Below are 16317 nucleotides of genomic sequence, written 5' to 3'. Positions count from 1 at the left end.
ATTTAATATACCAGTTTTACATTATCAATCCAGAACGTATTTCCGGGAGAACCGATATAGGCCCCTCCATGACTGGAAGTGAACTGCAGAACCATATGCGTCGGTTCTTCATTTTCTTCCGCCCAGCCGATCTCCTGGATAGGGACACTCTTTCCCTGGCTGTTCATCGTATAACGTTCTTCAACCTGTATGCGCATGTACGGTTTGTAATCGGAATGGGAAGAAATATCTCCATACATGATCGGATAAGTAGCATCGTTCACCCAACCGTCTGTCGACGATACATAACGCTGCACCATGGTTCCGACACGTTTGGCATATACATTTCCTTCCTTATCCTCCCAACGTTTCTGCAAAAACAAGATGGCAGCGATAGAATCCTGCCCCGCCACTTTCGACTTACGGCTGAATCCCGTACTACGGATACGATCTTTTTCAGGTGCCGCCTTGATCTTATAATCAAAACGGATTGCTTTCGGTTTTTTTGTAAAAGGAACGCCACTTCCCAGCATACTCTGCGGATTCTTCGTTCCTTTGATCGGTTCATGCACTGCACCCAGAAAAACAGAACCGGCTGCAACCACCTCGATATCGACCAGACCGAGCACCTTCACACTTTCCATACGGGTTTCCAATCGGGCACACCAGCCATCATCTCTTCTTTCAGGGAAAACAGAGGTATTCGTCTTTACAACCCCGGCCACTTTCGCCATCACATTGGAGTTCGCCCACGGTGAACCTCCCCGGTTATGATAAGCGATATTACCGACAATCGTATCGGTCGGTCCCAGTTCATAAAGATACTTTTTGTTTCCACCGATGATCCCCGATTCCTGAATCTCACGGACAACCCATTGATCCATATCTCCAAACGCAAAAGGAACAACCTTTTCCTGTCCGGTCATCGTGGATAGCTGACTGCCCGCAAACAAAAATAATAATATATTCTTTATAGAATTCATAAGCTTTGCTTAAAAGTTGAAAGAATATTATAAAGAATATCCCCACTCTTTCAGAGCCATTCCCCAGTTCTCTTCCACGATCTTCACCGTACGGTCATCGTATTTGTACTGGTTCTTTTTATATCCCTTCTTCTTACCCAGATATTTTCCGATCTCGTCTTTTGACGCTTCAAAACCCGGCAGGTTTAATTTACGGTAAATATCTTCGGTCATGGCATAAGCATCCTGTTCGAAATCCTCGAACTTAACTTCCACCAGATTTCCTTCAGGGATCAGCCCTTTCTGTTCTTCAAATTTGTAAAACAAGCGGCGGTATACTTCAATAAGATTGCTTTCAATCTGTTCATTAGTGATATCCTGCAAACGAAGCGGCTGTATTGTATTTGTAAAGAAACTGCGTGTACTTTCAAATACGGTATAAGGATTACGCTTCAAATAAATAAATTTAGCATTTGGAAACATCTCCAGCAATGTCTTTACGCGTCCGGTATGTGGCGGGTTCTTACTCAGAAACTGAGAACCATGCGTATTCCAGAGCGATATCTTGACAAGCTTCAGGAATGTTTCCTTAAAGATTTCCAGTTCATGCGCTGTAACATTGTCAAACAAAAGATACCGGTCGCAATACTCCAGCATATGCTTCGGGAAAAACCAGAAATTATAATAAGTGTACGGCATCATATTTGCCAGTGCAAACTCTTCTTCCTGCGGAAGGTCGACCTTCAACTCCATATTGTCGGTAGGACGTTTGTCGGGCATCAGGAATGACATATTCTTCTTAAAGAAAGGCTGCCCCCAAAGCATCAGATTCGGAAATACCGTCTGATAAGTCGTATTGTAGCCGAAATGCTTGTCACACGAAAACACATTGTGTACAAATGTCGTACCACTTCGCCAATGGCCCAGAATAAATACCGGGTCCATTTCCAGCGGTTTGTCCGCGATCTTGCGATAACGGGCATCTTCGAAAGGTTGCAGTAAACTAAGCAGACGGCATACCGATTTTGTCAGATAATACTTGTTGCGAAAACCTTTATCGATCGTTTTATCGGCTGTCACAGCCTTGAATGTCTTCCAGTCCGCACCAACCAGCGTATTGATTGGCAATTTATCAAATTCCAGCAACCCCATAAGTTATTTCTTTTCAGTTATACATTTAACAGGAACGCCCTGGCGTCCTAATTCTTCACATATCGTACGAATGGCATCGTAATGCTCTTCACCTATACCCAATTCCGGCAGATTCAATACAGCCAAAGCATCTTCCGTAACCATGTCTTTGGCATCCACCCGGTCGATGATCATTCCGACAGCCGACGTGTTATTGGTTATCGGATCGATCAGGATAAATGCTCCTGTCTGCTTATTCTTCTGATAAGGATCGAAGAACAACTCTTTACCGGTAGTGAAAACGACACGGGCGATCTCGTTCAGTTTCATAGGCAAACTCTCAATAGTCAACTGTCCATTATCAACGGACAACTGTTCCATTGTATTGACATTCACCTTATAACGGATACTATCTACACGAGCACGTGTCAGATTCGTCGTGTGTTTGATATAGAACTGTTTGGACATGTCCATCGCTTCTTCATCCATCCATACGAGCATGGCTTCGAAGTTACGGTCTCCCATCGGCAAATTATCCGGATGTACCAGCATTTCGCCACGCGACACGTCTATTTCATCTTCCAACGTAATGGTAACGCATTGGGGCGGGAAAGCATAATCCAGTTCGCCATCATACGTCACGATACTTTTTACCTTCGATGTTTTGCGTGAAGGCAAAGCCATAACCGTATCTCCTTTACGGATGATACCGCTGGATACTTTTCCGCAGAACCCACGGAAATCCAGGTTCGGACGCAATACATACTGTACCGGATAGCGGAAATCCTCGAAATTGCGATCCTGGTCGATAGGCACTGTTTCCAGAAAATCCAGTAAAGAAGGACCGTCATACCAAGGAGTACGGTCGCTCTTATCCACTACGTTATCACCGTCCAGGGCAGAAAGTGGAATACAAGTAATATCCGGGATATTCAGCGGAGCCACGAACTCTTTATAGTCAGATACGATCTGATCGAATATCTGTTTGTCAAAATCGACCAGGTCCATTTTATTCACAGCCAATACAACATGCTTGATACCCAGCAAAGACACCAGATAAGTATGGCGACGTGTCTGTGTGATCACACCGGTACGGGCATCGACCAGAATAATAGCCAGGTTGGCTGTCGAACCGCCGGTTATCATGTTGCGGGTATATTGTTCATGCCCCGGAGTATCAGCAATGATGAACTTACGGTTATTCGTACTGAAATAACGGTAAGCTACATCGATCGTAATCCCCTGCTCACGCTCTGCTTTCAGGCCGTCCAGCAATAGAGCATAGTCAATATGATCGCCGGCATTTCCCATACGCTTACTGTCGCGTTCGAGTGCATCCAACTGATCCTCGTATATTTTTTTACTGTCAAACAACAGACGTCCGATCAAAGTCGATTTACCGTCGTCCACCGAACCTGCTGTAAGGAAACGAAGCAAATCCTTCTGCTCGTCCCTGTCCAGGAATTCTTTTATATTTAATGTTGCCATAGTTTTATGAGTTGACAATTGACAGTTGACAGTTGACAGATAAAAACAGCTCTTAAAACTGTCATCTGTCAATTGTCAACTGTTAACTAATTAAAAATATCCTTCTCTTTTCTTTTGTTCCATGCTGGCATCCTGGTCGAAGTCGATCACACGGGTCGTACGTTCGCTCTTGGTGGTTGTCATCATCTCTTCCACGATCTTTTCAATCGTATCGGCCTCACTTTCCACTGCCCCTGTCAACGGCCAGCAACCAAGTGTACGGAAACGAACCATACGCATCTTAATCTGATCGCGATACTGTTCCGGCAGACGGTCGTCATCAGCCATGATCAGGTTGCCGTCAAGCTCGACGATAGGACGTTCTTTGGCATAATACAACGGAACGATAGGTATATTTTCCAGACGGATATATTGCCAGATATCCAGTTCCGTCCAATTGGATAACGGAAATACGCGGATACTTTCACCTTTATGGACACGGGCGTTATAAATATCCCATAATTCCGGACGCTGATTCTTCGGGTCCCACTGATGAAACTTGTCACGGAAGGAATAGATACGCTCTTTCGCACGGCTCTTTTCCTCGTCACGACGGGCACCACCGAAAGCGGCATCAAACTTATATTTATCGAGGGCATGCAGTAAAGCCTGCGTTTTCATCAGGTCGGTATGCACTTTACTACCATGCGTAAAAGGCCCGACACCAGCGTGAAAGGCCTCCATATTCGACTCGACGATCAGGTTCCAACCGAACTTTTTCGCATACTCATCGCGAAACTGTACCATCTCCTTGAACTTCCATTTGGAGTCGATATGCATCAAAGGAAACGGCACTTTCCCCGGAGCAAAGGCTTTCTCAGCCAACCGGACCATCACAGACGAATCTTTACCGATAGAATAAAGCATCACAGGATTCTCAAATTCAGCAGCAACCTCCCGTATGATATGGATGGATTCTGCTTCCAGCTCCTGTAAATGGCTTAATTTGTAATCTGACATAGTTATATTTGTTATTATTATTATTTCTATACTTTTACTTTAGGTAATATCAACCCTAATAATTTATTTACCGACTCTTCCAGACTCAACACAGATGTGTCCAACGATAATGCCGGATGTTCCGGTGCTTCGAACGGAGCCGAAACACCTGTAAAATCTTTGATTTCCCCTCTACGGGCTTTTGCATATAATCCTTTCACATCGCGACGTTCACATTCTTCGATCGGTGTGTTCACATAGATTTCCAGGAAATTTTCTTTTCCTATGATAGACGAAGCCATCTCCCTCAAATCGTTGTTCGGACTGATAAAAGCCGCTATGGTTATAACACCGGTATCGATAAACAGTTTACTTACCTCCGCTATACGACGGATATTCTCGACACGGTCTTCCGGCGAGAACCCTAAATTGTTATTGATCCCGCTACGGATATTATCGCCATCCAGGATACGGCATAACAAACCACGCTGATGCAACTCACGCTCCAACGCAATGGCTATCGTACTTTTACCCGAACCGCTGAGCCCGGTAAACCAAACCATCACACTACGTTGTCTTAATAGAGATTCTTTATCCTCCCGCCCCATCATCCGGTCGAAGATCGGATAAATGTTATTTGATTGTGTATTACTCATTTTGTTTTTTATTTCCCCCTTTTACTAGAATTTCCAGATCATTGGTATCACAAACACAGAGATCAGGAATGTGATCAGGTTCAACGGCAATCCGATACGGACAAAGTCGGTGAACTTATAACTACCGATACCCTGCACGATCAGATTGGTCTGATAACCGATCGGAGAACTGAAGCTGGCGGATGCAGCCATACAAATCACTACAAAGAAAGGTGTCGGATTGACTCCCAACTGGGTAGCGACAGACAACGCGATCGGAAAACTCAAAGCCGCCGCCGCATTGTTTGTAATCAGTTCCGTGAATATATTCGTAATAATAAAAATAATGGCAAGTAAGGCATACGGTCCGAAGTTATCCGCCATGCTGATAATATAGCTGGCAACCAACGACGCAAAGCCGGAATTCTCCATCGCTTTACTGATCGCAAAAGCACAGGCGATCGTAATCAGGATATCCCATGAAATATATTTCGTATATTTTTTAGGTGGAAATATCTTTGTCCAGGCCATAATGATCGTCGTGATACAAACGAAGAAAAACATATCCAGCCTCATATTCGGAATAGCCTCTTTCACTGCCGGTAACTCACCGACCGTTGCACCGACGATCATAAAGATCAGCAGACCTAAAGCCAGCCAACGCTTCTTTTTCGACACCGGTTCCGTATTCTCACTACCGTTTGCCAACATCAGGAAGACACTCGATTCTCCCCAGGTCGGAATGAACGTATCGTCAGCCCAGAGAACCAACGTATCTCCCTCATGCAAAGTAACTTTATCGAGATCGTGAGTGAAACGTTCTCCCCCGCTTTTCACCTCCTTCACAATCGCACCGTAATGACGGGTGAAATTAAACTCCCCCAATGTTTTATTAATACCGGGAAAACGGGCTCCCAACACAGCTTCTACGCGGTGCAGATTTCCCGGTCCACCTTCTTCATCTTCTTCCAGATGGTTGTCCTGGCGGGAATCAGGCAATAACTTGTTAGAGAAAGCAAAGAGATATAAAATACCGGCTATAGCAATAAAAACGCCTACCTTTCCGAGTTCAAACATTGTAAAACCCTCATAACCAGCATCCATTACCATACCATGTACTACCAGGTTGGTCGATGTACCGATCAATGTACAGATACCGCCTAATATAGTCACATAAGATAACGGAATAAGGAACTTAGTAGCAGGAAGTTTTACAGATTCAGCCCAACGTTTAATGATCGGGGCAAAAATCACAACTACAGGAGTATTATTAAGGAATGCGGAGACAAATGCAATAGAAGGTAACATGCGAACCTGTGCTTTCAAAACAGTTGTTTTACCTTCCGGAAGGAGTTTCTTGATCAATTGCCCTAAAGCACCGCTCTGACGGACACCTTCACTCACCAAAAAGAGCATGGCAACAGTTATCATCCCTTTATTACTGAACCCTTCCAGCATTTCTTTAGGGGTTAATATACCGGCAACCAGAAATAATACTACAACGGAAAGTAGTATCATTCCCGGTCGCATCCTGTCCCATACTAATGCCGCAACCATTCCGGCCAGGGCCAGCAATACAAATAATATCTCGAAGTTCATTATGTACCTAATCTGTCTAATTTTCTCAGATAAGGTGCAAATGTAATAAGAAAATTAACGTTATTCGTACGTAAAAGATCTATTTTAGACTTATTGACCAAAATAATCAGCAAATGGAAGAAAGGGGTTTTACAATGAACCAGGGGTTATGCAAATCCTCTTTGTTGTATTTCAACGGAGTTCGCCCATCAATATGAAAGACATCGCATCCGGCTCCTCTTGCAATGGCGTGACCGGCAGCCGTATCCCACTCCATCGTCGGCGCAAAACGTGGATAAATATCGGCACTACCTTCTGCTACCAGGCAGATTTTCAAGCTACTGCCACTACTGATAAGCGTAACAGGCTGGCCTTGTTTCCGCAGGTTCTCAATAAAATCCGTTGTCTCCGGACTCTGGTGTGAACGGGAGGCAACAACGACAATTCCCTGATGTGCCATAGAAACGGGTAGACGGTTTGCGTTTTGCATGATCTCATCCATAGAAGGCTGATGATCGCAATCCGCCACCAGCTTATATGCGCCCAAAGAATCCGCCGAGAAATACAACTCTTTCCGTACCGGAACGTAAATAACCCCCAGAACGGGTACACCCTTTTGGATCAAAGCGATATTCACAGTAAACTCACCGTTCTTTTTGATAAATTCCTTGGTTCCGTCCAGCGGATCCACCAGCCAGAATGTTTCCCACGAAGAACGTTCGGCATAAGGAATATCCTTTCCTTCTTCACTCAATATCGGATATGGAGTTACGGAAAGAACGTTCATGATCAGTTTATGAGCAGCTTTGTCGGCTTTCGTCAAGGGAGAATTATCGGCTTTGCGTTCAATTTCAAAATCAGATGCAGGATCTGTATAAATATCCATGATAGCTTTCCCGGCGTCTATCGCTGCCCGGACAGCAATGTAAAGATTGTTCGAATAGTTCATCATCACTCATATCTATTAAGTTTGTAATAATACAAATATAATGTTTTTTCCGAACAAAACCATCTATGAAAGCTATTTTATTTCAAACGCTACAAACTATTCACGTATTCTCAGGCATCCAGTAGGACCAAATTGTATTTCTGGCTACCGACACCTATTGCCTCTGCATGCTCAAGGGTATGGATGCCGTGTCGCGACTCCATCCGTTCGATCAAGTGCTTGCGTCCTTCGTCCGGCGAGTTATATACCATATCCACACAGGCTTTATCCAATGCGACCGGGTCAAGAGAAGCCAGAATGCCAACATCTGCCATTTGCGGATCAGCCGGGTGGGAATCACAATCGCAATCTACCGACAACTTATTCATCACGCTGATATAAAGTATTTTATCGCCGCAATGGTCGACAACAGCTTTGGCAGCTTCAGCCATCGATTCCAGAAAGAAATCCTGTTCGGGAAGATTTCCCCACATCTCCGAGGCATTCCGGGTCGTACCGGCAGAATGTATCCAGGCTTTACCGGAAGAAGAAGCAATACCGATAGATATATTCTTTATAGCACCACCGAAACCTCCCATCGCATGCCCTTTGAAATGAGAAAGAACAACCGTGAAATCGTAGTTTGCATAATGTGAACCGACAAAGTCTTCTTTCAGATGCGTCCCACCTTTTACCGGCAAACTAATCTCTCCTTCCTCATCCATGATATCCACTTTCGCGATAGAGGTAAACCCATGGTCCGCAGCCGCTTTCAAATGACTTTCCGTATCAGATCGTCCGCCGCCGTAAGCGGTATTACATTCGACAATGGTACCGTTTACTTTCCGTACCAGGTCGCCAATAAGCTCCGGTTTCAGGTAATTATTTCCACCAGGCTCTCCTGTGCTTAGTTTCACCGCTACTTTTCCTGTAACCGAACGTCCGAGAGCCTCATAAATACGCACCAGGCTCCTGGGAGAAATTTCACGCAACATATAAACTGTTGCTACTTCTCCGGACGGGTTATTTGTGTGTCCTTCTTCTCCCGTCTCTTCACCTGACCTGCCATTTGCCGAACAGGCTGATAACGGGACCAGATTCGATGTTAACAAAACGCCTCCGGCTGCTACCGAAGCCTTAATAAATCCACGCCGCGTAAATGACGACATCTTTCTTTTTCCACTCATAAGTAATACATTTTATTTTAATGCAAATGTATCTGTATTCCTACTTTTAACTTGTACCTATATTACATATATTTTTACCCAAATCACTGTTTTACTCTAATTCTTCGAATAACACAATAAACATCTATAAACCAACGTTTAATACATCAAGAAAGTAATTATTAACTTTAAACATATAAGAAATGAAATCATTAAAATCGGTATTTAAGTTTTGGCAAGAAATTATTTTTATAGTTTCAACCGGATCATTGCTTATTGGAAGTACAAGAGGCGTCATCAATTCGCAATCAATGGATATATGGGATATTTTGCTCGTATGCTGGGTACTTCCTTTATTTATTTGCCTTATCGGACAATTTTTCTGGAAAAAGAAAAGCCTGGCTATCATCCTATCCGTACCTCTGGGATTAAGTTCCGTGATTACTATTTTTATGGCTTTGTATGGTATATTCAATAGTCCGTCTTACATAACGGAAAGTATTGCGATGCTTATCATCGGAACAGTCTTAGTGCTAGTGGCGTTAAAAATGCCTTTTAAATATGATGTTAATAAAGTACATATGGAATCCTAACGCAAGATAATAGATATACTCTTGATTATTTTTGCCGGCAAATAATTAGAGAGTAAACCTCTTTCAAAAATAAACAACAAAAGGGACAACCCTTTTTATTGATTAGGCAGAAAGTAGTCAACTAAAATCGTTAAACTACACCTTGAAAGTGTTTCATTGGGTAGAAACAACTGTTTCACTTAGGAGAAACAACTGTTTCATTATATTGAAACAATAAATTCACCCCTATGAAATAACCGGTATAACTTTATAAGGAATTCAAATTCCCTTCAGTCTTCTTCATCTGAAATACAAAGCATACACACAGATCGAAAGCTAAAACATAATATTAGTGTTAGCAGCGGCCGGTATACACAATACAGTTAATCCATCTCTACCACCCGATAAACTTAAATAAAGACACAACAGCAACACTACAAAATACCTTTATTTTATTATTTTTGTACAAGAGAATCATCATCCGGCTATCAAACGGATATAAACAACAAAATAATGGAAAAAGCGAACATCACGTTATACACAGTAATCGGCAATCCGGACCGTATCGTAACCTCTATCCGTGATCGGTTCAAAGAGATGACAAAAGGGCTTACATCAGAAAACGGGGCTATCATCCTGACACTTGCAGATGACTCTAACATCACTTTCAACATCAGCCATCAACAGGATAAACCGGACTTTATCGCATCGCATACAGCCGGTATGGCTAACTATTTTGCTTCTGTCCAAACACCATTGGTCGAACTGAAAGAAAATGTACTGCGTCAAATCCGCGTATTCAACTGTATAACAGGTATTACATTCGATGTCGATGATAACGAAGACCGGACGAACTATATCATCAATTGCCTTTTCGCCGTCGCCAACGATGTGAACGGCTTCCTGCTCTATCCTAGTATGCAGATATATACGAAAGAGGGGAAACTACTGTTCTCTATCCAGGGTGAAAGCCAACTGACGGAGTTTATCCCGATCGGCAACGCAGACCTGTTGGATGCGAACCGCCCGGAAGAGGCTCCGGCTGATGTGGAAAGACGTTTACGTTCTATAGCACTCCTTGAAGCAAGAAATATTCCTTATATGGAACATTTACACAGCGAGGCGCTGGAAAGCGAAGTTAAACTCAGAAACCGCGAAGAAATGGTGAAACGGGCGGCGGCATTATTCGCCGTTGCGGTTTATTCGGAAGTGATGTTATCGGAAGACTCCGACCGGGAAGCAGCACTCTCCTATTTTAATAAAATGGATGAATTATACGGAGTAAAATCATATATTACACCCCATGAAGCAGCATATATCAATAACCCGGAACCGGAAGAACAAGAATGTATACAGTTCGGATGGCGATATGAATGTTGCGGCGTACTGCTTTGGGCGGCTGGTGTGGTAGACGATCTGTCTTATCCTTCCACTATCATCGACGTCCCCGTCCTTGCTGCCATTTTCTGGCAACACAAAGGTATCAAAGATCTACTTTCCAAAGGATTTGCACGTCCCGAAACTGAAATACTGGATGCCGCCGATATGACATTACGTTATGACTGGGCTTGCGTGGATGCACGTATTCATGGAAAAGAAGCGCCTGCCTCACTCGACGGAGGAGTCGTCATGGAACGTCATTATGCTTTCAACTGGATCATCGGAGCTAATAACGGAGCCGATTGGGATCATATTCAACCGAATACATAAGAAACAAGATTCTAACAATGCATAAAGAAACAACTATGGATAAGATAAAAACCGGATTAGCGGCCTACGGAATGTCAGGACAAGTTTTTCATGCGCCGTTTATCAGCACGAACCCCCACTTTGATTTAACGGCTATCACAGAACGCAGCAAAAACCTGGCAAAAGAGCGTTATCCCGAAACACATATTGCCCGCAGTTTTGATGAGTTGCTCGATATGAACGACCTGGAACTGATCGTTGTCAACACTCCCGACAGCTCCCATTACGACTATGCCCGTCGCGCACTCGAAGCCGGCAAGCATGTGATCGTTGAAAAGCCATTTACACAAACTGTAGAAGAGGCGAACGAGTTGGTAACCCTTGCTACAGAAAAAGGTCTGACATTAAGCGTCTACCAAAACAGACGCTGGGACAGCGATTTTCTAACGGTTAAGGAGATATTGGATAAAAAATTAACGGGCAGATTGGTTGAGTTCGAATCAACCTTTCCCCGTTTCCGTAATTTCATCAAACAAGGGACCTGGAAGGAAACAGGCGAAGCCGGAGGCGGAATAACTTATAATCTGGGAGCACATCTGATAGATCAGGCGGTACAGTTATTCGGTATGCCGGAAGCCGTCTTTGCCGATATTGCGGTTTTACGTGACAACGGGTTGGTCGATGATTATTTCATTATTCATTTATTAAGGCCGTCAAAAGCACCGGACGTGAGAATTACCTTAAAAGCCAGCTACCTGATGTGCGAACGGGAGCCGCGGTTCACGCTGCACGGGACAGACGGATCATTCGTCAAATATGGCCTCGACAGACAGGAAGCCGACCTGACAAACGGTCTAATGCCTGATACGCCGCATTGGGGAGAAGAAGATCCCGAAATCTGGGGATTGTTGCATACAGAAAAGAACGGCCTGAATATGCAGGAGAGATATCCGAGTATTCCGGGTAATTACGGTGCCTTTTACGAGAACATTTACCAGCATATCCGTAAGGGAGAGACACTGCTAAGTGATGCCCGTGGAGTGATAAATGTAATACGCCTGATCGAGGCTGCCTGGGAAAGCAGCCGATCAGGAAATGTCTTAAATTTGAACCCGTAACAAAAGCGCACTTTACTCTTATACGATCCCCAATCCCATAAATATAACTTGCTCATTATTTCCAGATTATAATTATATTTTGATAACAATTTAGCTATATATACAGATATTTATCGTAAATTTGCGACGATTCTCTCTAAAATAGCAAGTAGAGAGCTCATTGCAATAACCAATTTTACATGTAATGAAACAAGACAAGATCATTTTCGACATCATTGAGAAAGAACATCAGCGCCAGTTAAAAGGAATCGAGCTGATTGCTTCTGAAAACTTTGTGAGCGACCAGGTGATGCAAGCCATGGGTAGCTGTCTGACCAACAAATACGCCGAAGGTTATCCCGGCAAGCGCTATTATGGTGGTTGTGAGGTAGTAGACCAAAGCGAGACGATTGCTATCGAACGGTTGAAACAAATCTTCAATGCTGAATGGGCAAACGTTCAACCTCATTCAGGAGCACAGGCTAATGCTGCTGTATTCCTGGCAGTTCTTAATCCCGGGGACACATTCCTCGGTTTGAATCTGGCTCATGGCGGGCACCTTTCACATGGTTCTCCAGTAAATAGTTCAGGTATCTTATATAGAGCAACAGAATATAATGTAAAAGAAGAAACCGGTCGTGTCGATTACGACCAGATGGAAGAAGTAGCACTTCGTGAAAAACCGAAACTGATCGTCGGTGGCGGTTCTGCTTATTCACGCGAATGGGATTACAAACGTATGCGCGAAATCGCTGATAAAGTAGGCGCATTATTGATGATCGACATGGCCCACCCGGCCGGTCTGATTGCTGCAGGTTTGCTGAACAATCCGCTGGAATATGCTCACATCGTAACTTCTACAACACATAAGACATTGCGTGGTCCGCGTGGCGGTATCATTCTTCTGGGTAAAGATTTCGAAAACCCATGGGGAAAGAAAACTCCCAAAGGCGAGATCAAGAAAATGTCTCAACTATTGGATTCTGCGGTATTCCCGGGTATCCAGGGAGGTCCTCTGGAACACGTAATCGCAGCTAAAGCCGTTTCTTTCGGTGAAGCATTAGAACCTGAATACAAAACTTATCAGGCTCAGGTTAAAGCAAATGCTGCTGCTATGGCTAAGGCTTTTATCGACAAAGGATATAAAATCATTTCTGATGGTACGGATAACCACAGCATGCTGATCGACCTGCGCAAGAAGTTCCCCGAACTGACTGGTAAAGTAGCCGAAAAAGCATTGGTTGCTGCAGATATCACTGTAAACAAGAACATGGTTCCGTTCGACAGCCGCTCTGCTTTCCAGACTTCAGGTATCCGCGTAGGTACTCCGGCTATCACGACTCGTGGTGCGAAGGAGCCGTTAATGGCTGAAATTGTTGAATTGATCGATACAGTTCTTTCTGCACCGGAATGTGATAAAACAATCACTGCTGTTCGCGAAAAAGTAAACAGCATCATGAAAGAATATCCAATCTTCGCATGGTAAAACACAATGTATAGGAGTTGCGTTCACTCGCGCTCCTATACATTATATTATATATAAACCGTATAAGCGGCAAAAATATCTGTTTAACCGGGATAAATACCGGGACGACCGCTAGGGCCGCCCCCTACGAAAAACAAAATTCACAATTATCAATAAACTTATTCTTGAACATGAAGAAGCTCATTTCAATGTGTGCCGGCGCAGCACTTTGTATACTTGCGTCATGCAGTGAAGGGCCAACTAAGCAGATGCCTTACAATCAGGGTATCAATGTTATTCCGACGCCTGTAAGTCTGACCCAGAATGAAGGGGTCTTTAAAGTAGGTAAGAATATGGCTTTCCAGGCTTCCACCCCGGAGGCAAAAGTCATTGCCGAGTATTTTGCTTCAAAGATCAACCAGGCAACAGGTTATAAGACCACTGTCGGAGACCAGGCTGTTTCTAACGGAATCTCGCTCGTACTCGACGATGCGTTAGATGTAAATAACGAAGGCTACACACTGGACGTAACCACCAACGGCGTAACCGTAAAAGCCAAAACTCCGCAAGGTTTATTCTATGGTATGCAGACTTTCATGCAGTTATTGCCTGCAGAGATCGAAAGTCCGGCTGTTGTAAACGGTATCGCATGGACAACTCCATGCGTAACGGTAAAAGACGAACCGCGCTTCGCTTATCGTGGTTTCATGCTGGATCCTTGCCGTCATTTTATCCCTGTCGAGAACGTAAAGAAACAAATCGATGTTTTGTCTTTATTCAAAGTAAACACAATGCACTGGCATTTGACCGACGATCAGGGCTGGCGTGTCGAAATCAAGAAATATCCGAAGCTGACAGAGATCGGTGCAAAACGTATCGAAGGTGAAGGAACCGAATACGGTGGTTTCTATACACAGGAAGAGATTAAGGATGTTGTAAAATATGCCGCAGACCGCTTCATCACCGTTATTCCTGAACTGGAACTCCCGGGACACGAAATGGCCGCTATCGCTGCTTATCCCGAATTGTCCTGCAAAGGCGAACAAGGTACTCCCCGTATCATCTGGGGCGTTGAAGACATCGTTATGTGTGCAGGCAAAGAAGAACCATTCAAGTTCCTGGAAGATGTGATCGATGAGATCGCTCCGATGTTCCCCAGCGAATACTTCCATATCGGTGGTGATGAATGTCCGAAGATCAGCTGGAAAGAATGTCCGCTTTGTCAGAAAAGGATCCAGGAAGAAGGTCTGAAAGGTTCTAAAGAACATAGCGCAGAAGAACGTCTGCAGAGCTATTTCGTACAACGGATGGAAAAATATCTGGCCGAAAAACATGGCAAAAAGATCATTGGCTGGGATGAGATCCTGGAAGGTGGACTCGCTCCTTCTGCAACTGTCATGTCATGGCGTGGTGAAGCCGGAGGTATCGCTGCAGCTAACATGGGACATGATGTGATCATGACTCCGGGAAGTGCCGGTATGTATCTCGACCAATACCAGGGAGATTCCAAGATCGAGCCGGTTACTATCGGCGGATATGCCACAATCGAGAAAGTATATAACTACAATCCGGTCCCCGATACACTGGTCGCAACAGGCAAAGCACAACATATCAAAGGTGTTCAGTGTAATAACTGGTCTGAATACATGTATAATACAGATCTGATGGAATACCGTATGTATCCTCGTATGCTTGCTTTATCCGAAATCGGATGGAGTCCGCTGAATCGCAAAGATTACAAAGATTTTGAACGTAGACTGGACAATGCACTGGTTCGTCTGGATGAACACAACATCAACTACCAGATCCCGCAACCGGAACAACCGAACGGTTCTTCTAACTTTGTTGCATTCACAGATAAGGCTTCTCTTGAATTTAAGACTACACGCCCTGTCAAAGTGGTATATACGATCGACGGAACAGAACCGACTGCAGAATCTACGGTCTACTCAGCTCCTATCGAATTCACCGAATCAGGTATATTGAAGATCCGCTCTGTTCTGCCTTCCGGTAAAATGAGCAAGACTCGTACGATCACCGTTGAAAAACAGGCATTGGCTCCGGCTAAGGAAGTTGCTAAAACAACTCCGGGACTGGAAATGCAGGTTACTGACGGCATGTTCCTTGAATCATCGAAACTGGCAGATGTGAAGGAATGGAAGAAGTCTACAATGAAAGATCTTCGTGAACTTACCAGTGTCGTTAAGAGTAGCGAGTCGATGAGAGGTGTAAAACAGTATGCTGCTGTTGCTACCGGTTATGTAAATATTCCGGAAGATGGCGTTTATTATATTTCTTCAGACAATGAAGAAGTCTGGATCGACGGCAAACTGCTTATCAACAACGGCGGTGAAGTAAAACGCTTCTCTCGTCACGACACATCTGTTGCTTTAGCAGCCGGTTTACACGAGATCAAGGTTGTATTCCTTGGACATATCATCGGCGGATGGCCTTCTAACTGGAATGACGGTAGCGTAAAATTACGTAAAGCCGATGCTGAGAAATTCACTCGCATCACTCCGGAAATGCTGGTTCATTAATTGAAAATATCTTCCGGGGTCTCGAAAACCCCGGAAATGAACTTTCACCATTTAAAGTCGGTTTCCGAAGCCTCGGGAGTCGACTTTAAACGTTTTTCAACCATCCGAG

13 protein-coding genes are annotated in these 16317 nt (G+C 44.1%); 5 read left to right on the top strand and 8 right to left on the bottom strand.

Annotation, left to right across the window (positions count from 1 at the left end):
* Nucleotides 1-2: 2 nt before the first annotated feature.
* The 8 genes from IEY67_RS03805 to IEY67_RS03770 form a co-directional block, all read right to left on the bottom strand.
* Nucleotides 3-962, bottom strand: a complete 960-nt coding sequence (locus IEY67_RS03805; protein ID WP_122352709.1) for a PCMD domain-containing protein — start codon at nt 960-962, stop codon at nt 3-5.
* Between the two features lie 27 nt (nt 963-989).
* The gene (locus IEY67_RS03800; protein ID WP_122372968.1) at nt 990-2093 is read right to left on the bottom strand and encodes a cholesterol-responsive sulfotransferase; all 1104 of its coding nucleotides are present in this window, start codon (nt 2091-2093) and stop codon (nt 990-992) included.
* Nucleotides 2094-2096: 3 nt separating this feature from the next.
* Entirely contained in the window at nt 2097-3560 is a 1464-nt protein-coding gene (gene cysN, locus IEY67_RS03795) for a sulfate adenylyltransferase subunit CysN (RefSeq protein ID WP_183669851.1), read from the bottom strand.
* A gap of 90 nt (nt 3561-3650) precedes the next feature.
* Entirely contained in the window at nt 3651-4559 is a 909-nt protein-coding gene (gene cysD, locus IEY67_RS03790; RefSeq protein WP_122352706.1) for a sulfate adenylyltransferase subunit CysD, read from the bottom strand.
* A 26-nt stretch (nt 4560-4585) separates the two neighbouring features.
* Nucleotides 4586-5194 carry an adenylyl-sulfate kinase gene (gene cysC, locus IEY67_RS03785; RefSeq protein WP_122352705.1) on the bottom strand — a complete coding sequence of 203 codons (609 nt, stop codon included), beginning with the start codon at nt 5192-5194 and terminating at the stop codon, nt 4586-4588.
* A gap of 24 nt (nt 5195-5218) precedes the next feature.
* On the bottom strand, nt 5219-6772 hold the full coding sequence (locus IEY67_RS03780; RefSeq protein WP_122372966.1) for an SLC13 family permease: 1554 nt from the start codon (nt 6770-6772) through the stop codon (nt 5219-5221).
* A gap of 106 nt (nt 6773-6878) precedes the next feature.
* Nucleotides 6879-7703: a 3'(2'),5'-bisphosphate nucleotidase CysQ gene (gene cysQ / locus IEY67_RS03775; protein ID WP_122352703.1), complete on the bottom strand. Its 825-nt coding sequence runs from the start codon at nt 7701-7703 to the stop codon at nt 6879-6881.
* A gap of 107 nt (nt 7704-7810) precedes the next feature.
* Complete coding sequence (locus tag IEY67_RS03770; protein WP_183669849.1) at nt 7811-8866, bottom strand: DUF362 domain-containing protein; 1056 nt, start codon at nt 8864-8866, stop codon at nt 7811-7813.
* A 182-nt stretch (nt 8867-9048) separates the two neighbouring features.
* Here IEY67_RS03770 and IEY67_RS03765 point away from each other — a divergent pair, with 182 nt between their 5' ends.
* From IEY67_RS03765 to IEY67_RS03745, 5 genes are all read left to right on the top strand, one after another.
* Nucleotides 9049-9438, top strand: coding sequence for a hypothetical protein (locus IEY67_RS03765; protein WP_183669847.1), 390 nt, complete (start codon nt 9049-9051; stop codon nt 9436-9438).
* 492 nt (nt 9439-9930) lie between these two features.
* Nucleotides 9931-11127 carry a DUF4272 domain-containing protein gene (locus tag IEY67_RS03760; protein WP_183669845.1) on the top strand — a complete coding sequence of 399 codons (1197 nt, stop codon included), beginning with the start codon at nt 9931-9933 and terminating at the stop codon, nt 11125-11127.
* 35 nt (nt 11128-11162) lie between these two features.
* On the top strand, nt 11163-12224 hold the full coding sequence (locus IEY67_RS03755; protein WP_183669843.1) for a Gfo/Idh/MocA family oxidoreductase: 1062 nt from the start codon (nt 11163-11165) through the stop codon (nt 12222-12224).
* A gap of 184 nt (nt 12225-12408) precedes the next feature.
* On the top strand, nt 12409-13689 hold the full coding sequence (gene glyA / locus IEY67_RS03750) for a serine hydroxymethyltransferase (RefSeq protein WP_122352699.1): 1281 nt from the start codon (nt 12409-12411) through the stop codon (nt 13687-13689).
* Nucleotides 13690-13859: 170 nt separating this feature from the next.
* Nucleotides 13860-16208 carry a family 20 glycosylhydrolase gene (locus tag IEY67_RS03745; RefSeq protein WP_183669841.1) on the top strand — a complete coding sequence of 783 codons (2349 nt, stop codon included), beginning with the start codon at nt 13860-13862 and terminating at the stop codon, nt 16206-16208.
* The last annotated feature ends 109 nt before the right edge of the window (nt 16209-16317 follow it).

This window comes from Parabacteroides faecis, assembly GCF_014647375.1.
Taxonomy (GTDB): domain Bacteria; phylum Bacteroidota; class Bacteroidia; order Bacteroidales; family Tannerellaceae; genus Parabacteroides; species Parabacteroides faecis.
Note: the sequence above shows the minus strand (reverse complement) of the source record. Positions and strands in the feature narration are given on the sequence as shown.